20 protein-coding genes are annotated in these 22362 nt (G+C 53.3%); 17 read left to right on the plus strand and 3 right to left on the minus strand.

Features of this window, described 5'->3' with window-relative positions; genetic code table 11:
* The first annotated feature begins 168 nt into the window (after window positions 1-168).
* Together J4772_RS26335 and J4772_RS26340 are read left to right on the plus strand one after the other, a co-directional pair.
* Window positions 169-771, plus strand: a complete 603-nt coding sequence (locus tag J4772_RS26335) for a Uma2 family endonuclease (RefSeq protein ID WP_209072068.1) — start codon at window positions 169-171, stop codon at window positions 769-771.
* A gap of 39 nt (window positions 772-810) precedes the next feature.
* Entirely contained in the window at window positions 811-1929 is a 1119-nt protein-coding gene (locus tag J4772_RS26340) for a Uma2 family endonuclease (protein WP_209072069.1), read from the plus strand.
* 259 nt (window positions 1930-2188) lie between these two features.
* Here J4772_RS26340 and J4772_RS26345 read toward each other — a convergent pair whose 3' ends face one another.
* Window positions 2189-3295: a metallophosphoesterase gene (locus tag J4772_RS26345; RefSeq protein ID WP_209072070.1), complete on the minus strand. Its 1107-nt coding sequence runs from the start codon at window positions 3293-3295 to the stop codon at window positions 2189-2191.
* A 139-nt stretch (window positions 3296-3434) separates the two neighbouring features.
* Here J4772_RS26345 and J4772_RS26350 point away from each other — a divergent pair, with 139 nt between their 5' ends.
* Together J4772_RS26350 and J4772_RS26355 are read left to right on the plus strand one after the other, a co-directional pair.
* Window positions 3435-4451 (plus strand): HD-GYP domain-containing protein, encoded by a 1017-nt coding sequence (locus tag J4772_RS26350; RefSeq protein WP_209072071.1) that lies wholly within the window; start codon window positions 3435-3437, stop codon window positions 4449-4451.
* Window positions 4452-4799: 348 nt separating this feature from the next.
* Entirely contained in the window at window positions 4800-6251 is a 1452-nt protein-coding gene (locus tag J4772_RS26355) for a family 43 glycosylhydrolase (RefSeq protein WP_209072072.1), read from the plus strand.
* A gap of 416 nt (window positions 6252-6667) precedes the next feature.
* Here J4772_RS26355 and J4772_RS26360 read toward each other — a convergent pair whose 3' ends face one another.
* The gene (locus tag J4772_RS26360) at window positions 6668-8206 is read right to left on the minus strand and encodes a sulfatase family protein (RefSeq protein WP_209072073.1); all 1539 of its coding nucleotides are present in this window, start codon (window positions 8204-8206) and stop codon (window positions 6668-6670) included.
* Window positions 8207-8306: 100 nt separating this feature from the next.
* On the opposite strand from J4772_RS26360, the gene J4772_RS26365 reads away from it, so the two are divergent.
* From J4772_RS26365 to J4772_RS26415, 11 genes are all read left to right on the plus strand, one after another.
* On the plus strand, window positions 8307-9203 hold the full coding sequence (locus tag J4772_RS26365; protein ID WP_209072074.1) for an AraC family transcriptional regulator: 897 nt from the start codon (window positions 8307-8309) through the stop codon (window positions 9201-9203).
* 14 nt (window positions 9204-9217) lie between these two features.
* The gene (locus J4772_RS26370) at window positions 9218-9892 is read left to right on the plus strand and encodes a hypothetical protein (RefSeq protein WP_209072075.1); all 675 of its coding nucleotides are present in this window, start codon (window positions 9218-9220) and stop codon (window positions 9890-9892) included.
* 77 nt (window positions 9893-9969) lie between these two features.
* Entirely contained in the window at window positions 9970-11019 is a 1050-nt protein-coding gene (locus J4772_RS26375; protein WP_209072076.1) for a sensor histidine kinase, read from the plus strand.
* The gene (locus tag J4772_RS26380) at window positions 11016-11801 is read left to right on the plus strand and encodes a response regulator (RefSeq protein WP_209072077.1); all 786 of its coding nucleotides are present in this window, start codon (window positions 11016-11018) and stop codon (window positions 11799-11801) included. Before J4772_RS26375 ends, J4772_RS26380 begins: the two co-directional genes overlap by 4 nt.
* Window positions 11802-11817: 16 nt before the next feature.
* Window positions 11818-12597, plus strand: a complete 780-nt coding sequence (locus tag J4772_RS26385) for a helix-turn-helix transcriptional regulator (RefSeq protein WP_209072078.1) — start codon at window positions 11818-11820, stop codon at window positions 12595-12597.
* Window positions 12598-12770: 173 nt separating this feature from the next.
* Window positions 12771-14111, plus strand: coding sequence for an ABC transporter substrate-binding protein (locus tag J4772_RS26390; RefSeq protein ID WP_209072079.1), 1341 nt, complete (start codon window positions 12771-12773; stop codon window positions 14109-14111).
* A 250-nt stretch (window positions 14112-14361) separates the two neighbouring features.
* The gene (locus tag J4772_RS26395) at window positions 14362-15255 is read left to right on the plus strand and encodes a carbohydrate ABC transporter permease (protein ID WP_209072080.1); all 894 of its coding nucleotides are present in this window, start codon (window positions 14362-14364) and stop codon (window positions 15253-15255) included.
* 11 nt (window positions 15256-15266) lie between these two features.
* On the plus strand, window positions 15267-15536 hold the full coding sequence (locus tag J4772_RS26400; RefSeq protein ID WP_209072081.1) for an ABC transporter permease family protein: 270 nt from the start codon (window positions 15267-15269) through the stop codon (window positions 15534-15536).
* Between the two features lie 56 nt (window positions 15537-15592).
* Window positions 15593-16111, plus strand: a complete 519-nt coding sequence (locus tag J4772_RS26405; RefSeq protein WP_247741231.1) for a carbohydrate ABC transporter permease — start codon at window positions 15593-15595, stop codon at window positions 16109-16111.
* 15 nt (window positions 16112-16126) lie between these two features.
* Window positions 16127-17470: a sulfatase family protein gene (locus J4772_RS26410; RefSeq protein ID WP_209072082.1), complete on the plus strand. Its 1344-nt coding sequence runs from the start codon at window positions 16127-16129 to the stop codon at window positions 17468-17470.
* Between the two features lie 616 nt (window positions 17471-18086).
* Window positions 18087-18431 (plus strand): hypothetical protein, encoded by a 345-nt coding sequence (locus J4772_RS26415; protein ID WP_209072083.1) that lies wholly within the window; start codon window positions 18087-18089, stop codon window positions 18429-18431.
* Window positions 18432-18649: 218 nt separating this feature from the next.
* On the opposite strand, the gene J4772_RS26420 is transcribed toward J4772_RS26415, so the two are convergent.
* A complete protein-coding gene (locus J4772_RS26420; protein ID WP_209072084.1) occupies window positions 18650-19357 on the minus strand; it encodes a hypothetical protein in 708 nt (235 codons plus the stop codon).
* Between the two features lie 341 nt (window positions 19358-19698).
* Between J4772_RS26420 and J4772_RS26425 the strand changes: the two genes are divergently transcribed.
* Both J4772_RS26425 and J4772_RS26430 read left to right on the plus strand, forming a co-directional pair.
* A complete protein-coding gene (locus J4772_RS26425) occupies window positions 19699-19908 on the plus strand; it encodes a hypothetical protein (protein ID WP_209072085.1) in 210 nt (69 codons plus the stop codon).
* Between the two features lie 207 nt (window positions 19909-20115).
* The gene (locus J4772_RS26430) at window positions 20116-22359 is read left to right on the plus strand and encodes an AraC family transcriptional regulator (RefSeq protein WP_209072086.1); all 2244 of its coding nucleotides are present in this window, start codon (window positions 20116-20118) and stop codon (window positions 22357-22359) included.
* The last annotated feature ends 3 nt before the right edge of the window (window positions 22360-22362 follow it).

The following is a 22362-nucleotide window of genomic DNA, read 5'->3' on the forward strand; positions in this document are numbered from 1 at the left end:
GTGTATTGAGGTGAGGCTGATGAACGGATTCGACAAGCGTTGACAGTATTCTGATAGCAATGGCATAATTGGAAATATAGGAAACGGGGAAGCACCTCGCCAAAGTCGGACACGGGAATGTGTGGCTTTGTCGGGGTGTTTTTTAATTTGAGCGGGGAGATGAAGTAGATGGCGAGGAAAAAAACAAATAAGGATCGGATCATGGAGCATCCGGTGACCTACGAGGCTTATGCGGAAATGCCGGATGACGGACTGCGTTACGAGGTGCTTGACGGGGAACTGGAGCTGATGTCTCCGGGGCCGTCCACCGTTCATCAGGTCATCGGCTCGGCTCTGCATCTTCTTGTGCAGGGCTGCAACTCCGAGTACTTTATTTTGCAGGCTCCATTGGACGTCATTTTGAGCCGAACGAACGTCGTTCAGCCGGACTTAATTATGATTCATCGCAGCCGCGCCGACATCGTGACGATACGCGGAGTGGAGGGGGTGCCCGATCTCGTCGTCGAGGTGCTCTCTCCAGGTTCTCGTAAGAGGGATCGCCAGCGCAAATTCCAGATTTATGCCAGGCACGGCGTACCAGAATACTGGATCATTGATCCTGTGGCGCAGACGTTGGAACGGTTTGAACTGAACAGTGAGCTGCAATATGAGCTGCGCGACTTGTTCGAGAACGACGACCGCGTGTCGTCGGACAAGCTGCCTTGCGTCTCGTTCCCGGTTAGCGACCTATTCAAGGATGAGCTGGTTCGGAGGCTGTTGGCTTTGAACTGAAAGGCATCGGAGGATTGTAAGTCAAAGGAGGCCGAGGGGATGACGGATAAACGGAACGATGGAAGCCAAGCCAGAGATCCTGAAAATTACCTGATTGACGAAAGGTATGAAATGATTGAAGGGGTGCGGTATGATTTCCTTTCGTCTCCGGTATATGCGCATCAGCAGGCGCTAGGGGAGCTGTACGCCGCTTTTCGCACCAACTGCTTGAGGGAGGGGAAAGTGCTGTTCGCACCGCTAGATGTTCATTTTGACAAGGACAACATTTTTCAGCCGGATTTGATCTATATTGCCAACGCGAATCGCGGCATTATCCGGGATGGGTACATCTATGGCGCGCCCGATTTGGTTGTAGAGATTTTATCTGCAAGTACGGGAAGCCGGGATAAAACGATTAAGAAGAACGGCTATGAGAAATTCGGCGTGCGCGAGTATTGGATAGTAGATCTCGTGTATCGGCTCGTGGAACAGTTCGTGCTTGTGGAGGGAAAATACGCGGCGGTGGCGACACTGACGGAGGAGCAGACACTGACCTCGCCGACCGTACCCTGTCTCAACTTGAAGTTGGGCGACATTTTACGGGAGGACGAGGGGAACGACGAGAGCGAAGCCAAGGACAAACAGGGGAAAGTGAAGGAGACTCCGGAAAACTACCTGATCGACGAGAGATACGAGATTATCGAAGGAGTGCGGTATGATTTCCTGACGTCTCCAATATATGCGCATCAACGGATACTAGCGAAACTCTATCTTGCTTTTCATAAAGACTGTGCGGCAGACGGAGAGGTACTGTTCGCTCCTCTCGATGTTCATTTCGACGAGAACAATATTTTTCAGCCGGACTTGATTTATATTGCCAATTGGAATCGCGGAATTATCCGGGACGGATACATCTACGGCGCGCCTGATCTGGTTGTAGAAATTCTATCCTCGAGCACGGGACATCGGGACAAAACGCTTAAGAAGAACGGGTACGAGAAATTCGGCGTGCGCGAATATTGGCTGGTCGATCCCGTTCACCGGTTCGTAGAGCAGTTTGCTCGTCTGGATGGGAAATATGCGGCGGTAGCGACGCTGACGGAGGAGCAAACACTGACCTCGCCAACCGTGGCCTGCCTCAGTTTAACGCTGAACGAAATCTTCCCGCCGGAGAATTAGTAGAGCGATCCCGAAATAACGTAATGTGGCTGCAAGTGTGTTGGCCAAGCTTAGAGCGTCCAAACCGCGATTGTAAAAATGGTGGTTCTCAATCGCCTACAAATTATACGGCCGCTTCGCTACGTTATTTCTAGAGCACGCTGCTAGGTTACCAAATAGAGTTCCATCGCCCCGCCGTTGTCCACTCCAGCCAACACACCGAGTCCCGGATCAGGCCGATACGCCGAATCCCGGATCAGCCAACACGCCGAGCACAGGATCAGCCGTTCGCGAAAGAAATCTTAATTTGCACGATCTCCGAGCGGCTGCCCAAGCGTATCGGCGGTCCCCAGAAGCCGTAGCCGGACGTGACGATGGAATGGAATTCGCCTTTCTGCACATGGCCCCAATCGTTCTCGTATATCGCTCTAGTAATCAGGTGCGCAGGGGCGATCTGACCGCGATGCGTATGTCCGGAGACCATCAGGTCGACTCCGTTCTCGGCGGCAATATCGAGCCCGTAGGGCTGATGATCCAACAGCAAGATCGGATTGTCGCGCGGAAGGTCAGTCATCAGCGAATCAAGCGAGGCCCGGTCGCTTTCCGTCTTGTCCTTGCGACCGACTAACGTCAGCTTGCCGTCCAACGAGATCGATTCGTCGTAAAGCACGTCCATCCCGCTCTGCTCAAGAGCGGAGATCAGCTCCTCCATCCGGCCTTTATATTTGTCGTGATTGCCGAGCGATGCGTAAACACCGTAAGTCGCCTGCACGCCGGAGATAATTTCGCCGATGCCCTTGTCGAGATACACGTCGAGATTGTCGTCGATAATATCTCCCGGATACAGCACGAGATCGGGCTTCAGCGCGTTGATCTCCTCGACCATGCGCTTGGCGTGGGCTTGTCCGGAGAGCAGACCGAAATGCATGTCCGCCGCCATGACGACCTTCAGCTCCCGAAGATCGCCGGCCTGCTTATCGATGCGTATTTCATAAGTGCGGACGACGGGGCTGTATGCGTTAAACTTTCCGTAAGAGAGCAGCGATACGAGAATGAGCAGGGTAAGAGAGCCGGCCCATTTCTGTACGCGATGTCTCGGCAGGCTCGTTAGACGAAACAGCCAAATTCCGAGATGGACGATCGGCAGCAGCATAAGCAGCAGACAGAAAGCGGCCAGCCAGTAAGAGCCGATGATGCCCAGCGCGGGAAAATTGCCGACGAAGCGGCCGAGGATAAACGACGAGGCCAGAAAGACGAGCGCGACGACGTACAGCCATTTAAATCTGGCGGAGACCATCGGCTTCATCCACGTCCAGCCGCTCCAACCGATATAGAAGACGAGAACGCCGTATAATGCTAGAAATAACAGTCCAATTAGGATAAACATAAGCTGCTCCTTCTTGTTGGATTAACCAGAATTTTAACACATTAACGCGCCGATTAAGCAATCGGTTAAAATTTTCCTCCTATTTCCGACTGAATCTATGGTATGATACATCCTAAGAATTGACATTGGGAGCGTATACATGGAGCATCTAATCGGACAAAAAGTGCTAGCGGATGTGATCAACAAATACGGAGTTACGATTATTCCGGCGAAGACTGTGCTGAATGAAGACTCCGTCAAGCTCTTGTATAATCATAGAATCGATGAATCTACGCTCGCGCTAGAGCCGCTCCCCGCACAGCGGGAAGCTAGCTCGCATAACCGTAAGCTGTTGAAGCAAACCGTGACGAGGTCGAAGGAATTGTTCGAGTCTATCTCCGATTCCGGACGCATTCCGCTGACGAACATTCGTCAGGAGATTTTGCCTGCGGTCCGCGATCTGTCCGGCAATCCGGATCTGTTCGAGCTGTTCGAGATCGTTAAGGCCAAGGACGATTATACGTTCGAGCATAACATCGGCGTCGGCATTATCGCGACGCTGATCGGCAGCTGGATGAATTTGAGCGAGGAGGAGTTGTCCACGCTTTCCCTTGCGGCCACGCTGCACGACATCGGCAAGGTGAAAGTGCCCTCGGCGATTCTGAACAAGCCCGGCAAGCTTACCGACGAAGAGTTCGAGATCGTGAAGAAGCATACTGTGTACGGATACGAGCTGCTGAAGGATGCTGCGGGAATCAACCCCCGCGTGGCGCTAGTCGCTCTACAGCACCATGAGCGGGAAGACGGACGGGGATACCCGTACGGTCTGGAGAAGAGCCGGATCGATCTGTTCAGCGCTATCGTGGCGATCGCCGACATTTTCCACGCGATGTCCTCCAAACGGCCCTACCGAGAGGCGACGCCGTTTCACGAAATCGTCGCACAGATGAGGCAGGGCAAGTTCGGCGACCTGAATCCGCAAATCGTATCTCTGTTTCTGGACAATTTGATGAAGAAGCTGCTTGGCAGGCAGGTCGTGCTAACGGACGGCAGAGCCGCCGAAGTCGTCTATCTGAATCCCCACAACATGGAGGCCCCGCTCGTGAAGGCGGGTGAGCAGTTCATCGATTTGTCCAAAATCAGAAACGTGCAAATTCGCGAAATCGCCTTGGTCTAGAAGAAAGTAAAATCAAATCGCATAAGAGATCAAAATACCGTCAAAAGCCGACGGTATTTTTTATTGGAGCGGGCTGCTGCTGACTCCTTCGCGAATCCTCGACGAATTGAATTGTCGACCCGACACTCGCGTTTGTTCCATAAAGATGATTACGGTTTGAAACTCGATCGGTTTCAATCGGATGATCCACAAGCTGGCATGCAGTCAACCTTGTGAAGCCGACAAACGATTTTCATCGGAAAGCAAGAAAACGAAGAAAGAGCCAATTATGCCGAAGATTTGACTAAAACGCAGAAATGGAAGCGATTACAATCAAGGGGGGAATCTAATCCGAAAGGGGAATTCATAATGAGGACACAACTGACGGTACGAGGTAGAGCTTTATGGGGGCTGCTGTTGGCGATGGTCGTCGCATTGAGCGCTACGATGCCGGGAGCAGCCGTTCAGGCGGCCGCGGTCGCGATCGTGAATGCAAATCAGTGGAAGGATATGTCGGGCAACGTCATTCAAGCCCATGCCGGAGGCGCGATCAAGGTTGGCAGCGTGTACTACTGGTATGGAGTCGAACGAAACGAAGACGCAGGGTGGACGTTTAAGCAGATTAATCTTTACAGCTCGACGGATTTGAAAAGCTGGACGTTCGTCCATGCCGTTCTCACGCAGGGCTCTCACCCGGAACTAAACTGGAGCAAGATCGAACGGCCGAAAATCGTCTACAACGCGGCAACGGGCAAATTCGTCATGTGGATGCACTACGAGAACGGAGCCAACTATTCGCTGGCCCACGCCGCCGTTGCGATTAGCGACACAGTGGACGGTGATTACGAATTTCTCGGCCATTTTCGGCCCGAGGCGGGCGGGGTGGAGCACCAATCCCGCGATGCAACGCTGTTCGTCGACGACGATGGGACGGCGTACTTTATCTCCTCGGCCAGAGGCAACGCCGACCTGAACGTCTATCGGCTGAACGCCGACTACACGCAGATTGACGCATTGACCGCGACGCTGTTTCCCGGCAACTACCGTGAAGCTCCCGCGATGGTCAAGCGCAACGGCTACTATTATTTGCTTACCTCCGGCGCAACCGGCTGGTCGTATAACCAGGCGAAGTACGCTTACTCTACGAATATCGCTTCAGTCTGGTCGAGCCTCTACGACATCGGCAGTCCTTCCACGTTCGAAGGCCAAGGCAACTTCATCCTTCCCGTTTCCGGAACGGAAGGCACCGACTACATTTACATGACAGATCGTCATGCGGGAGCGTTCGGGGAGCACTTTAACTACGGAAAATATGTATGGCATAAACTGAATTTCGTCAGCGATACGAATTTGAAGCTCGATTGGTTTCCAAAGCTGTCTATCGACACGGCGGCGGGCAAGGTCGAGAAGGCCGCGCAGAACAACGGAACGGGATTGGGGCTCAAAAAGGACTTCGCGCCGATCGACACTTTCCTGAGCGTGGGCTACGAGGATGAATACTTCTATATGAGCGACAAATTAAGTGCGGAATCCGCCTGGGAGAAAATCGACGTCGACGGCGTGTATTTTATTCTCAAGCATAAGCGGACGGGAAAATATTTGCACAGCGATCCGGCCTTGGGCAATAAGCTGAATTTGGTCGATCCGGTTTGGACGGGGCACAACGTGCAGTGGAGTCAGACCGATGCGGGCGGCGGCTACGTCCGGCTGATTCACAGAAGCTCCGGCAAGGTGCTGACCTCGTACCCATACGGGGCGAATCTGAGTCTGCAGCCGACGACGAACACCTCAAACCAGACGAAATGGCGGTTGGTCGAGTAGCTCTCGCGGCAGCGGGAGGCGATCCGCCGGATTTCGCCCGGGCAAACGGTCTCCCAGACCGTAAAAGGCAGCTAGCCGCTCGATTATGCTTGCGCAACAGTCTCCCAGACCGTTAGAAGCAGCTAGCCGCTCGGTTATGCTTGCGCAACGGTCTCCCAGACCGTTAGAGGCAGTGAGCCGCTCGGTTTTGCTCGTTTAACGGCCTCCCAGACCGTTAGAGGCAGTGAGCCGCTCGGTTTTGCTCGTTTAACGGTCTCTCAGACCGTTAGAGGCAGCTAGCCGCTCGATTTTGCTTGTGCAACGGTCTCTCAGACCGTTAAGAGACAGGTCAGTCGTAGGAAAATAGAGCGTAAGTATCTCTTTCTAGCCAGCGGCTGGAGATACTTACGCTTCGATATTTGTCTCAAGGTTGTCGTCTAAGCGTGCCAGATACGAGGCATCGGCATCGGCTCCTTGCCGAGCTCGGCCCAGATGTATTTGAGGAGCAGCTCCATTTTCAGCGCCAGGTGCGCGGGATCGTCCCACAGGTTGCGAAGCTCGTCGGGGTCCTCCAACAGATCGAACAATTCGCCGTAGGTTTGATTGTAGTAGACCGTAATTTTGTAGCGTTGTTCTACGTACGTTTTCTGATGGATCGTTGTCGCCTCGTGGCGGAACTCGCAGATCGCATGATCTCTACCCGATCCGGAGACGCCCTTCCATACGCCGCTCTGATCGACGCCGGTCATGGCGTGCGGAATGGGCAGCCCGCATAGCGACAGCAGAGTAGGGGCGAGGTCGACCAGCGACTGAATGGCATCGGACGTCGCGCCCGCGGGAACCTGCCCCGGATAGCGAACGATAAACGGCAGCCGGATCAAATCCTCGTAGTGGAAGCCGCCTTTGGCTTGCAGGCCATGCTGACCGAAAAAATGCCCATGGTCGGTCGTGAACACGACAATCGTATTTTCTGCCAGCCCGAGCGCGTCCAGCTTGTCCAAGATTTTACCGATATCGCGATCCATCATGCTGATCATGCCGTAATAGGTGGATACGATTTTTTTACGATCATCGTCCGTCAGCTTGAACTTGTCCCCGTACTCGTAGTACAGATGGGAGCGGTAGCCGTGAATGCCGTACCCGCTTTCGAGCAGGTCGGAGAAGTCCGGATTATCCTCCTGCGTCTTGCCGAAATGCGGCGGGTTGGCGTCATGCTCCCCTGGCGTAAGTCCGGGAATCGTCAACGACTCGGGATCGTACATCGTATCCCAAGGCTCGGGAACGAGATATTCGGGATGCGGATCGAAAAAGCTGGCCCACAGGAAAAACGGGGAGTCTTCGTTCCGATACTGCTCCAGGAGGTTGTTCGTGCGCTCCGCGATCCACGTATTATAATGATACTGTTCGGGTATCGGCCATTTGTAGGTGACGGAGCGGTCCATCGTTCCTGTTGGGGGAAGGAAATAATCGCGCCAGTTGGCGCAGCCCTTCTCCTCCATCCATAGCGCGTAATGCTGTCCGACATGGGCTTCGTTCGTATGGTTGCGCGCAAGCTCGACATGGTCGAAGCCGTAGAAGGGACCCTCGAAGCCTTCCCAGAATTCCAAGTCCTGCAGCACCGGATAGGCTTCAAGCGACGGATATTCCTCGGTCGAGCGCAGCGGCTGGAGGTGGGCTTTGCCGATCAGCGCCGTCCGGTAGCCGGCTTCGCTGAAATCTTCTCCGACGCAGCGGCGGTCCTCCAGCAGCTTCGTGCCCAGCGTCCATGCGCCGTGCTGGCTCGGATATTGTCCCGTTATAATAGATGCGCGGCTTGGCGTGCATGTCGGATTCGGACAATACGCTCGATTGAAAACGGTTCCTTCCCGAACGAGGCGATCCAGATTCGGAGTGCGGATCTCATCGTTAAAGGCGCCGATCGTATTCCAATGCTGCTGGTCGCTCGTGATCAACAAAATGTTTGGCTTTTTACTCATTGCGGCAACGCCTCCTCATCCCTATATTGTATGGAATAGCGGGCATTCGGAGAATGGCGGTATGTCCGATTCGTTTATCATTTTGTAAGGGGGAGCCTCCATGAAGGATTACGGCAACGAAATCGCGGAATTTCTCTACTACGCTCCCGGCAGCGCAGACAAGCGCTGCGCCCTGTGGCCCGTTCGCGCGGGAACAACGGCCACCAAGCCAGGCTATAGCGCCGGTCCGAAAAAAATCGAAAGCTACAGCCTGCATTTCGTCAGCAGAGGACAGGTTCATCTGGAGTACGAGGGAGGAAGCGTCGTGCTGAATGCCGGGAACGCGTTCTGCCTTTATCCGATGCGAACCTATACGTACCGCTCTGTCCCAAGCCCGGAAAATCTGGAAATGTCCTGGCTTGTGCTGGACGGCCCGGGCGCAGAGGGAATGCTGGATATGATCGGCTTTAAGCCGGAGACGCCGTTCGTTACGGGCGGCGCAGGGGCGAGGGCGCAAGGGACGCTGAAGCGAATATTGAGCCTGCTGCGCAATCCGTCCCCAGGGGATCTGTCCGCGGTTCTCCGCTTGCAGAGCCTGTTGTATCGGCTATTCGCGAAGCTGGCGGAAGGACGGTCGGAGCCAGCCGACTCTGAACAAGCCCAGCAAGGCTGGCTCAAGCGCAGTCTGGAATACATCGAGCTTCATGCGGCCGAAGGAATTTCCGTCACTCAGGCGGCGGAAGCGGCCGGAGTGAGCCGGACGCATTTCTCATCGGCGTTCTCGGAGCAGACCGGCATGTCGCCCGCGCTGTACATCGCTCAGGTGCGCTTGGGCAAAGCGAAGCGCATGCTAGCGGACACGGCGGATTCGGTGACTGAAATCGCATATTCGCTCGGATATTCGTCCGTGTATGCTTTTACGCGTGCATTTAAGCACCGTTACGCCTTGACGCCTACCGACTACCGCGCGGCTGCACGGGGACTCGTCGTCGAGCCGTCGCCGCGAACCGAGCCTTAAGGGGAAATGCGCAGATGTGGAAACGATTGTTCAACAAGAAAAGCAGCGTACAGCGCAAAATACTGACTTCCTTTTTATTGCTGATCGTACTTCCTCTTGGACTGTTCAGCTACGTCTCCCTAACGATCTCTAAGAATACGTTAAAGGAGAAGGAGATTACCTCCAACCTGGAGATGCTGAACCAGATTGCCGACAAGCTGAACATTATGGCTTCCGACTTGACCGCAATCTCCAACCTTTATTTCGCCAACAGCGGGCTTTACGAGCTGCTGAAGCCGCCTCAAGGCTTGGGGATATACGAGGAAATCGCCAAACGCGATTTTCTGGCCAAGACGATGATCAATTACAAATATGCTTATACATGGATGGATTACAATACGACGCTGTTCGGAGAGAACGGCTTTGAGCTGCACACCTTGTACGAGGGTCGGAAAATCGGCATCGGCTCGATCAAAAGGGAGCCGTGGTACGAGGATGTGCTGCGGGCGGACGGAAGCATTGTCTGGATCTCCGCTCCGTCGGAGAAGCTGATTCCGACCGTCGACGATAACCATTTTGTCTCGGCGGTTCGCCTGCTGAAAGATTTCGAGACCGGGGCAAGGCTCGGGGTTTTCCTGATCAGCGTCAGCGAAGGCTTCCTCTATCAGCAGTACCGCAGCGCCTTGAGGATTACGAGAATGCGCTGCTGATCGACGACCGGGGCATCGTCATCTCCGCCTTCGACAAGCAATTGATCGGCAGCTCGCTCGGAAGCTTCGGCGAAGGGATGGACGAGCTGGAGGGGGAGAGCGGTCATTTCGTCGCGAAGCTGAACGGCCGCAACCTGCTGATCACCTACGATACGGTGGCGAAGACGGGCTGGCGGATCGTCGCGTATACGCCGCTTACGGAGCTGTACGCCGACATCGGCAAGCTGGAGCGTCTGACCGTGCTGTTGTTTTTGGCCGTGCTGGCCGTCTCTTTCCTGGTCTCCTACTACATCGCACGCCGCCTGTCCATACCGATCCAGCGTTTGTTCATCAGTATGAAGAAGGTCGAGATGGGCAACCTGCAGGAGCGCTCGGCGGTATCCGGCAGCGACGAGATCGGCGAGCTGGCCCGTAAATTCAACAGTATGGTAGGGAGAATCGAGGATTTGCACGACCGCGTGCTGGCCGAGCAGGAGATGAAACGGCGTACGGAAATCCGCGCGCTTCAGTCGCAGATCAATACGCATTTTCTCTACAACACGCTTGCCTCGATCCGCTCGATGCTGCCGACCGAACCTCCGGAAAAGGTGGATTCAATCATTGTGGCGCTCGTTCGGCTGCTTAAGCGAACGCTAACGGAGGAAGGCGAGTTTATCCCGATCTCCGAAGAGCTGGAGAACCTGCGCAATTACGTGCGAATCCAAGAGGCGAGGCAGGGCGAGCATCTGCGGGTGGAATTCGCAGCGGACGAGGGAATGATGCACCTCAAGACGTTAAAGCTGCTGCTGCAGCCGATCGTGGAGAATGCGATCTTCCACGGCATCGAGCCGAAGGCTTCGCCGGGAACGGTGCTTGTGCAGGGCGGTCTAAGCGACGGCAAGGTTTGGTTTCGAATCCGCGACGACGGAGTCGGTTATTCCGAGCTTCCTCGGCCCGAAGTCGATACGGACATTACGGCGCTGGCGATTGAGCAAGGCTCGGGAATGGGCTTACGGAACATCCGCGACCGCCTGAGACTGCACTACGGCGCAAGCGCGGATCTGATCGTCATTGCCCGAGCGGAGGGCGGAACGGACGTGCTGCTATCTTTGCCCGCGATACGGGGACCGGAGGAATTAACGGCATGAATATTTTAATCGTGGATGACGAGGCGCAAATTCGGCGCTGGTTCGAGACGCTGCTGCAGCGGACCGGCCTGGACATCAACGTGGCGGGCGCTTGCGGCAACGGCAAGGAGGCGTTGGAGTTCTGTCGGGAGCATCCCGTGGACTTGGTCATTACCGACATTAAAATGCCGGTGATGGACGGTCTGCAGCTGATTCGTCAACTGGTCGAACGCCAGCCGGGAGTCCGTTCGCTCATTCTTAGCTCTTACGACGAATTCAAATACGCTTCCGAAGCGTTGAAGCTGGGAGCGTCCGAATACATTCTGAAGGCTGAGGTGACGGTGGACGGTCTGCGCGAGGACGAGGTTCATTCGCTGAAGAGCAGGCTGAACGAGAATCGCTATGCGCTGCGGGCGATCTATTTCAAGGAGTTGCTGAAGGGTCAGCCCGCTGCGGTACGCGAGTTTCGCGACAAGATGATTTGGCTGGACGTTCCCTTGTCCGACAAGCATCCGATGCTGATGACCCTTAGTTTGGACGATTACCCGAGCTGCCTGAGCGAGGCAAAAATTCGCACGCCCGAGCTGCTTGAGTCGGCGATACTGAATATTCTGGACGAGACGGTCCGCGGGGAGACGGGGGGGCGGCTGCAGCTTCCTGTACGAGGAAAATCTGTTTGTCGTCGCGTGCAACGCGGACGGCTTCGGCGGCAAATCGATCCGCGACAAGTCGCTGCGCTGCGCGCACCGGCTGTCCAACAATCTGCGGGAATTTCTGCGCGTACCGGCGTCGGTCGGCATTAGCGAGCCGTATCCCGATTTGTCCGCGCTGGGTCGGCAGCTTGGCGAGGGCATGGAAGCGCTGCGACGCCAGCGCTTCTACGGCAAACGGAACATCGTCTGGTTTCCCGATACGAAGCTGACCGGCTTCGGCGAGCCTTCCCAGACGGCCTATGCGATCGTCAGCGACATCGCCTATTATGTCGAGACGGGAAGCTATGACGAGGCGCTTCGAGCGCTCCATGCATGCATGGACAACGATCTGCGCGCAGGGGAGCTATCGGAGAGCGGCTTCAAAGCCTTCGGGTTGGAGCTGCTCTATACGGTGCTGCAGAAGGTGCGGAAGCTCGATCCGCAATCCGAGACGCTCGCGCGTTACCAGTCCTTCTCTCCGGCGGAGGAATTGAACCGGCTTCGCACTTTCGAGGAGGTCAAAGCTTGGCTGACCGGTCAAGTCGCTGAGCTGCTCCGGGAGGCGAAGCGGCTGCGCCCGCCTTACAGCGAGCCGATTCGGCAGGCGTTCCGCTATCTGGCCTCCTGCTATGCCGAGGACATCTCCCTGCAGCAGGTGGCGGATCACGTTCATTTGAACAAGACGTATTTAAGCGAGCTGTTCAAGAAAGAGACCGGCATCAGCTTTAACGATTATTTGACCGACGTTCGCATCGGTAAAGCGAAGGAACTGATCCGCGCTGGGGAAGCGAGGATGGGGGCTCTCGCGGAGCTGGTCGGCTATCCTAATGCGAGCTATTTTACGAAGGTGTTCAAGAAGGCAACCGGGATGACTCCGCTGGAGTATAAAATGAGCGCGAACAGATAGGAGGCGCCGACGGTTTCGCGAGTTTGCGAGCCGGTGGGGCCTTTTCCCATTGACGAAAATAGGACCAAATCACCCGAACATATGGCAAAACGCCAAAAGCGGATGCTTATATACTCATATCAAGGCAGTCGCAGCTGTCAATGATCATTATCACTGAAAAGGGTGGTCGCTGTATGAAACCGTGGAAAAAGCTCGCGCAAGGGATGTTGACGGTCGGACTGGTGTCGATGCTGGCTGCGTGCGGATCGAACGAGAAGCCGGAAGCCGGCTCAAGCTCGTCTTCCTCCGCTTCGGAAGCGCCGAAAGGCGAAGTGACGGAAATTACGTTCGCGAACTGGATTTCGGTCGAGGATGGAACGAAGGAAGCTTATAAACAATTGATTGCCGATTTTGAGTCCAAGCATCCGAACATCAAGGTCAAATCGCTTGGCATTCCGTTCCAGCAGTTCAAGGACCAGGTGCTGGTCAACTCGGCGGGAGGCAATGCCCCCGACGTGTCGATGGCCAATCAGAATTTCACCGCCGCTTTCGTCGGAGCGAAGGTGGCGTCGCCGATCGAGGAGCTGGTGGGCGCGGACCTCGTGAACGACATCGTGGAAGGCAGCCGCTCCGGGGTGACATACGACGGACAGGTGATGGCGATGCCCTGGGCGCCGCATCCGAGCGCTCTGTTCTGGAACAAAACCCTGTTCGCCAAAGCGGGCCTCAACCCCGAGAAGCCGCCGGCGACTTGGGACGAAATGATCGCAGCCGCCAAAGCCGTCGCTGCTCTTGGCAAGGACGAGAACGGCAATCCGATCTACGGCATCGGGGAGACGGCTGCCACGGACTCCTATACGGGCAACATGCTATTGCGGACATCGTTGTCGTATCGCGGCAAGTTCATCGACGAGCAGGGCAAGATCGTCTGGGACGAAGGGACTGCATTGACGGATACGCTCGGCTATATGAAGGAAATTATTGGCGGCGGAATTTCGCCCAAAGGCTCGGATATGAAGTCGCTGCGCGGCATGTTCGCCAACGGCACAATGGGCCTGCTGATCGACGGGGATTTCGGTCGGACGAACTTCCGCAATATGAGCGGCAAAGGCGAGGCCTTCGACAAGGAATGGGGAGTCGTCATCGTTCCTCCGGGCAAGACGGGCAGAAGCGAGACGGTATTCACCGAGCATCAGCTCATTATTCCGGCAGGCGGCAAGCATAAGGAAGCGGCCGCGGAATTCGTAAAGTATCTTGTATCCAAGGACGCGATGCTGATCTACCATCAACTGAACGGCATCATGTCCTCGCTGACGTCGGTCGCTTCGCTGCCGGAGATGAACGAGGACGACTATGCCAGCGTGTTCAACGAGCAGATGAAGACGGCTTCGCCGCTTCCGGCCTCCAATCCGAAGTTCGATAACGCGATGAAGCAGTCGTCCGACATGATCGTGCTTGTGACCGATTCGAACAAGAGTACGGAAGAAGCGATCACGCTCGTCATGCCGAAGATCAAAGCCTTGTACGACCAATAGGCGGAAGTGTCTCATAAGCAGGTCAAGTTGCTTGGAAAGATAATCGATAATATCAGGTGTATATACCTCCCTCCGCTGCTATACGCTCCTGAAATCTGAATAGATAAACCCGTGACAAGGTGATTTCAGGAGCGTATGAGGCAGTCTCCGGGAGGTATATACACCCTCTTTTTTATCGATCATCTGAAGCAGCTTTGCTTATGAGACAGCCTCTCCATTCGACGACAACATGAAAAATGAGGTGAAGCCGATGTTCTTCCGACTAAGCCGGACGCAGAGAAATATCGCGTTCGCAACCGTGCTGCTGCTGCCCGTATTCGTCATTATGATGCTGACGATTATCGCACCGCTGGTGAGCGCCATTGCGTTAAGCTTTTCCGACTATTCCCTGATGGACCCGGATCGTTCCTGGAACCAATTTCGCAACTATACCGAATTGCTCGGCTCGTCCGAGTTCTACCATTCGTTCGGAATTACGCTGACTTACGTCGCGGCCGCGGTCACGATCGATCTGCTGCTCGGTCTGCTTACGGCGGTGCTGCTCAACCGCAACATCCGGATGCGGAGCTTCCTGCGCAGCCTGTTCATGATCCCTTGGGCCATTCCTACGATCGTAACCGCGCTGATCTTCCTGTGGATCTACCAGCCGGATTACGGCGTGTTGAACTATATGATGACTCGCTCCGGGCTGATGAGCGAGAACGTAAGCTGGCTTCAGAGCATGGACTGGGCGCTGGCGGCCATCACGGTCGTGGCCGTGTTCCGGCAGACGCCGCAGGTCAGCGTTATGCTGCTCGCCGGACTGCAGAACATCCCGGCCAGCCTGTACGAGGCGGCCAGAATCGACGGGGCCAGCGGCTGGAAAATGTTCCTGCACGTTACGCTACCGCTGCTAAAGCCCGTCATTACAAGCGTTACGCTGATTATGATCGTCAACAATTTTCAGATGTTCACCTTGTTCTTTACCTTAACGAACGGAGGACCGGCCGGATCGACGACCTCGCTCGCCATTCTCACCTACGAGACGGCATTCTCCAGATATGAGCTCGGCAAAGGCTCGGCCATCGGCGTGATCTGGCTCATTCTGCTGTTCGTCTTCTCGGTGTTGTTCACCCGTTACATGAATCGAAATTCGGAGCATTAGGAGAAGAGCCTATGGATAGAGTCAAATATTTGCTGTTCCGCAAGGAAGGCCTGACGTATGCCGCGCTGCTCGTCATTATGGTCGGATTTCTGTTCCCCGTCTATTGGATGTTCGTCACGTCGCTGCAAAGCAACAGCGAGCTGATGAAGTTGCCGCCGAAGTGGATTCCGTTTAATATCGATTTAAGCAGCTATGTCGATATATTGAAATCTTCCGTATTTCTGACCTTCTATAAAAATACGTTCCTGGTAGCGGCGGGAGCGACGGTTATTGCATTGTAGTATCGATCTTCGCCGGGTACGCGCTGTCCAGATTCCGCTTTAAGGGGAGCAATCTCATTGCGCTGCTATTGCTGTCGGCGCAGATGTTTCCGACCGTTACGCTCGTTATCGGCCTGTATTCCCAGTATCAGAAAATGAACCTGCTGAACACGCTGTTCGTGCTCGTGCTGGCGGCGGCTTCGACGGCGCTGCCGTTCAGCGTCATGCTGATGCGGACGTTCTTCAACAGCATCTCGCGCGAGCTGGAGGAGGCGGCGGAGATCGACGGAGCCTCCCGGTTCCGCGTGCTGTTCACCGTCATCGTGCCGCTCTCCAAGCCGGGCATTATGGCGATCGCCATCTATACTTTTCTGATCGCGTGGGACGACTTCCTGTTCGGCTTGACGCTGGTGAGCGATCTCGACAAGAGAACGCTAAGCCCGGGTCTGTCGCTTACGTTTCTTGGGGAGTACTCGTACAATTGGTCCGGCGCGACGGCCGCGGCCGTGACGGCGACGCTGCCGCTGCTGATCGCGTTTCTGTTTTTGCAGCGCTACATGGTCGAAGGGCTTACCGCCGGCGGAGTCAAAGAGTAGAGAGGATGATAGAGGATGTCCAAGCAACCGAATGTCATTGTGTTTTTCACGGATCAGCAGCGGTGGGATACGTCGGGACTGCACGGCAATCCGATGGGGCTGATGCCGAATTTCGATCGGGAGGCGCTGCTCGGCACGCATCTGACGCATTCCTTCACGTGCCAGCCCGTATGCGGTCCGGCCAGGTCCTGCCTTCAGACCGGGCTCTATGCGACGGAGACCGGGTGTTACGCCAACGGTATTCATCTTCCCGAGGACATGCCGACGCTCGCGCATTCGTTCGGAGCGGCCGGGTACGACACGGGTTATATCGGCAAATGGCATCTAGCGCCGGAGGAGCCGGTAAGCGAGAAGTATCGGGGAGGCTACGACTACTGGCTCGCCTCCAACGTGCTGGAGTTTTCCTCCGACGCCTACAATACGGTCATGTACAATAACGACAACGAGCCGATGAAGCTTCCGGGCTATCGGGTGGACGCGATTACCGACGCGGCGATTCGCTATATCGACGATCATAAGGACAATCCGTTTTATCTGTTTCTCTCTTATTTGGAGCCTCATCATCAGAACCATCTTGACGACTATCCGGCTCCGGACGGGTATCGGGAGCGGTATACGGGAGGCTGGCTGCCGCCCGACCTGGCGGCGCTCGGCGGCACCGCGCACCAGCATCTGCCGGGCTATTACGGCATGGTCAAACGGCTGGACGAGGCGTTCGGTCGCCTGATGGACGCGCTAAAATCGCTGGACCTGCGCGACAATACGATCGTGCTGTTCACTTCGGATCACGGCTGCCACTTCAAGACGCGCAACGGCGAATACAAGCGTTCCCTGCACGACGCCTCGATTCGGGTTCCGACGCTGATTACCGGTCCGGGCTTTACCGGAGGACGTCAAGTTCGCGAACTGGTCAGCCTGGTCGACTTGCCTCCGACGCTGCTCGACGGGGCGGGCATCCCCGTTCCGGAGCGTTTGCAGGGCCGGTCGATCAAGCCGCTTGTTGCGGGCGATGCCGCGTCATGGCCGGAGGAAGTGTTCGTCCAGATCAGCGAAACCGAGGTCGGCCGGGCCGTGCGGACGCGGCGCTGGAAATACGGCGTTACGGCGCCGGACAAGGACGGCTTCGCCGACGGAGGGTCGGATCGCTACGAAGAAACGTCGCTGTACGATCTTCAGGCCGATCCGTACGAGCTGACCAATCTGATCGGCCTGGGCTCCCACGCCGAGGTGGCCGAAGTAATGCGGGGCCGGTTGCTCCGCAGAATGACCGAAGCGGGGGAGAACGCTCCCGTTATCGTCCCGGCGGAGGCTCGCCCAGGAGGCCAGCGCAGGGCGACTCGCGCAGAGACGCTGCAATAGGTTATCTTCCGCCGATACTAATACCCGACCGCCTTGGCGACGTCGTGCGAACGCATCGGTCTCGTTTTCAGAACACAAGGGAAACGACCTACAACGTGCTGTTCTCGGACACGCTCGAGCCGGAACCAAACTTGCCTAAGGTCAACCAGAAGCTGTAGGAGAACAGCCTTGATAAGGCCATCGCCGAAGTCCAGAAGCAGATCGACGATTGGACAGCTATGCAGCGATAAAAACGATAAGGGTCATTTTCCTGCGGTAAAAAGAACACTAAGTTTCAAATAAATTGAATAATATCCGTTAAATGAAAGATGAATATCGTTTCGATATTTCAAAGGATTTTCAAATGGACTTATGTGGTTAATCTAAAAGGTTCTCAGTATGAACCGAGAATGTACTATAAAAAGAAGAAGTGGAGACTTTTGAGTTTCTTTGGGTGGGAACATTAAGTCCTAAGGAGTTTTTTCAGTTTTGTTCAGGGAACCAGTAATGAACTACTTGTTTGAAAATTACCTTGGGGAGTTATGGCGATTATACATGTGGTTTTGCAACATTAAATTCACTATGGTAAAATATGATTGAATTTTCCTAATATCACCTAATGAGGGCGGTGTGGGTAATGGTGAGTGAGAAAAATGTAAAATTAGTAAGTTTTGTCCTTGTTGTTTTAGTTGCTTTGACTATTTCTTCTTGTAGCGAAAAGAGGGTTATTGATGACCACATTAATACAGTAAATTCAAAAAAATATGAACTACAAGCTCCTGAATTAAATTCTGATTTGATTTATGCGGAAGGCATTGATGGAACTCTTGGTTATGTTCGTTCAGAAGATCTTAACCCTGATTATCAAAGTCCAAAAGAGGCAGTTGAACAGGAACTAAGGAAAAAGCCAAGCAATTATAAAAAAATCCCGCTTTACGATAGTGATGGAGTTACAGTGATAGGTGAATTTTTAATTGAATAAATATTAACAAATGATAAATTATTTATTTTTGGATATGGTTACAGGGTTGATTTTGACTTTGGGGAGAGGTTGGCTACTCAAAGATCAATACAGCCGGATAAACATTTTTCACAAATTCCGAGGCATTTATTGAACTAATTCCACACATAAATAGAAACGCTCAGAATTTCCTTCGGGAAATTCTGAGCGTTTTCTCACCTTAGTTTTATAATTTTAGCTCATTTGATTGCGGCGGAATAAGTAACTTCACCTGGTTCCAACTCAAAGCTTCCGATAACTAATTTTCCATTATAGTCGTACAATGGGATGTTTTTTGAAATGGATGACGATTGGTGTCTTAGTGCTTCCTGAGGCGTTGTTGGTTTCCAATTAAGATCTGATGAACGTACATAGCCTAGAGTTCCGTCCTCACCATAAGCAAGAATTAAATCGGGATCAGTGCCTAATACAGCAGATATACCTGCAGCACCGTAAGTTTCCCCATTTTCATTAGTGGCATAACTAGTGATTTCCGGGAATATGATAAAGGGGGTTTTTCCTGCTGCAGAATTGACAAACTGTGAAAGATCTGAATACCACATTTGAATGGCCGCTTGACTGTAGTATCCACCAGTGGGGTTATTATAGTTGGATGTACTTACATGAACAGAACCATTCGTTGCAGTGGGGTTAAAACTAAAACTGCTTGATTTGATTAATGCATTATTACTTTGCTTGAAAATTCTAGCTTGTACTCCCATGTAACCTGCTGGAATGGTGACATCGTAGTACTTACTAGAAATAACACCAGTAGCAGAAAAGTAGCTTTTATTATCTCCTAGTACTTCCCCTCCTATGTGACTTTGAGAAGCATACTGATAATTTCCAACTGTCCAATAATCTACTCCTGATGACTTGTTAAATGGAGTTGCCGAAGCAATAGTCAAGTTAAACGAAGATAAGATTAATGCAATAATTGTTACAGTTAAATACTTTGAGTAGATAGACTTCTTTTTTTCATAATTTATCTCCTTTTATATATAATTTTACGAAATACATCTTTAGTGTATTTCGTGTATAAATATACCATTTAAGGGGGTATTGGGGAATGATACCTTGCTACTAAAATTACAAGTTTATTCGAGCGATTTCGACATTATATTCTAGAAGTTTTATAATATAGCCAAGAACATAATCCTAAAACCTACAAAACTCTATATACTTCTCTCATCGGATGGCCTATCTAAGAAGATGCACGAATACTATCAGGCCGAATTTATGTGGAAACGTGGAGACGTCGCTGTACGATCTTCAGGCCGATCCGTACGAGCTAACCAATCTGATCGGCCTCGATTCCCACGCCGAGGTGGCCGAGGCGATGCGGGGCCGATTGCTCCGCAGAATGACCGAAGCGGGAGAGAACGCCCCCGTTATTGTACCGGCCGAGGCTCGCCCCGGAGGCCAGCGCAGGGCGACTCGCGAAGAGACGCTGCAATAAAGAGCAAGAGGGCCGTCCCGGAGTTTAGAGGGACGGTCCTCTGTCTGTTCCCGGAAGGCTCAACCGCCGGTACGGCTTCCTGAACGTCGGAAAGTTCCGCAATGAGGACCGGAGTTCCGGTATCAATACTTGTAACTTTAATGGGGACAATCTATACTTTTTCGGAGATAACCGAGCTTGGCATCCGATATCCGAGGAGTGGCAGCAATGAAGCGGTTAATTCCGAAGCAGAAATACGTGCGGATTTTCCTGGTGCTTTGCATTCTCTTTTCCGTTGTTTCTATTCCTTTTGTTTATTTGATTTCCCGGCAATTTTCCGCGTATGCGATGAAGCAAATCGATAAAGCCAGTCAGACCGAGGTCGTTCACTCGCAAGAGAACGCCAAGTTTCTGTTCAAGAAAATGATCGCATACGGCCTGAATATGTACCAGAATAAAAGCATTAATCTGTGGCTGACGGACATGACCGAGAATTCCGCGCACCAGGTCGATGCGATCGAATCGGCAACGAACTATATGTCCACGGAACCGTTCATCGCCAATGTTTATTTATTTAATATGCGCACCGAAAATGCGATCAATTTAAAATACGGGATATCCTCGTTCGAGCGGTTCTCCGATCAAGAGATGTTGGCGATCATTCAGCAGCCGAGAAAATCCTATCTGAATTTTATTGTGCACGAAACGATGGGCCGGAAGATGCTAGCGCTGATCATTCCGACCGTGCCGTCCGGACAGCGATCGTTCGGGTACTTGGTTATGCTGATGGATAACAAGCTGCTGGAGCAATATTTGCTCAAGGACGACCAGCAGTTGGGAACGAAATCGTTCGTTCTGGACGGCGACGGGCAAACCGTACTCGGAGCGAACGGTTCCGAGGATTTGTACGCCGAGTTGGCCCAAAAATCCCAACAATTCGCGGCCGGCAGCTTTAAGCACACCTACAAGGGCGAGCTGCTGTCCGTTCAATACGCCCATATCGAGCCGCAAGGCTGGACGCTGTACAATACGGCGAAGTATAAGCAAATCCTTGCCGATTTCAATTCATTTCGGAACAGGATGCTTCTGATCGCGGCTTTATTCGCCGTCCTCTTGCTGGGGATTCTGTTCTGGAACTCGAGACGTACTTATCGTCCATACGCCCAACTAGCCGATCAACTGGAGATGAAATTCGGCTTAAAGCTCAAGAGCGAGACCAATGACGGTCTGCGGGAAGAATACAAGGTCATTCGATATGGCATCGAGCTGCTGACGAATCAAGTGGACCAGTTGGACATCTCTATGCGGGAGCACAAGAGCTTGATCAAGACGGAGTATCTTAGACAATGGATCGTCCAAGGCAAGCTGATCGCGCCGGTCGAGCGCTATCTTCACGAAGAGACGGCGTTGTTCAGAGGAGAGAAGCTGCATCTCAGCGTTCTGCGAATTAATGAATACAGCATATTTCAGGAGCGCTACAATTTCGCCTCCCGCAAGCTGATGAAATACGCAATCGGCAACATTGCCGAGGAAATCCTTAATCGGCACTGGCAGGCGGAATCGGTAGATATGGGCGGCGATCATCTTGCGCTGCTGATATCCGGGTCCGACATTTCGATGAAGGAGCTTGTCGAGGTCATGCAGGAGGTCGGGAAACAGATCGACAAGTGGACAAGGGTTCGCGTAACGGTTGCTTTAAGCGGGGCCAATTCGTTCGGCGACGATCTGCGCGGCATCTACGACTATGTTCACGAGCTGACGATGCTTAAATTCATATCCGGAGAAGATAAGGTCTATCTCGAGCAGGATTTTGAAGCTTATATGCAGCGCGTTCAGCCGCTGCCGGACGATAACATGTTGGAGGAGCTGATCAAGCGAATCCGGATGGGCAAAGCGGACGAGGTGACCAAAAGCCTGGATCAAATCTTCGGACATCTGCAAACGATGCATTATGCCGAAAGCAAGTTTCAGTTGTCATTGATTTTGTATACGCTGTTCAAAACGTTTAATAAGCTGCCATCGGTCGAATCGGTAGAAGGGATCGAGAATATTCTGGAGAGATTCGATACGTTAAGCGGAATCAGGGGCTGGCTTGGACAGGGCTTAAAGGAAATGATGGACGACTTGAGCAATAAGAAGGGTTCAAGCCGCCGCGATGAGATTGTGACGGAAATTGTAGACTATGTGAAGACGCATCTGCATGAGCCGATGCTGACGATCGAAGAGATATCGGAGCACGTATCGCTGTCGACGCGCTATATTAGGCAGCTGTTCAAGGAAGTATTCGAGACCACCCTGTCGGATTATATTATGGAACAACGGATTAGCCGAGTGAAAGGATTGCTGGAGACGACCGATTGGACGGTAACCGATATCGGCGAGCGATCGGGTTTCCAGACGAAGAGCAACTTCTTTACCGCCTTTAAGAAAGCAACCGGGATGACCCCAAGTCAGTATCGCGAAAGACAGTAGTCC

Origin of the sequence: Cohnella sp. LGH (assembly GCF_017671885.1) — a bacterium.
In the GTDB taxonomy this organism is placed as follows: Bacteria; Bacillota; Bacilli; order Paenibacillales; family Paenibacillaceae; genus Cohnella; species Cohnella phaseoli.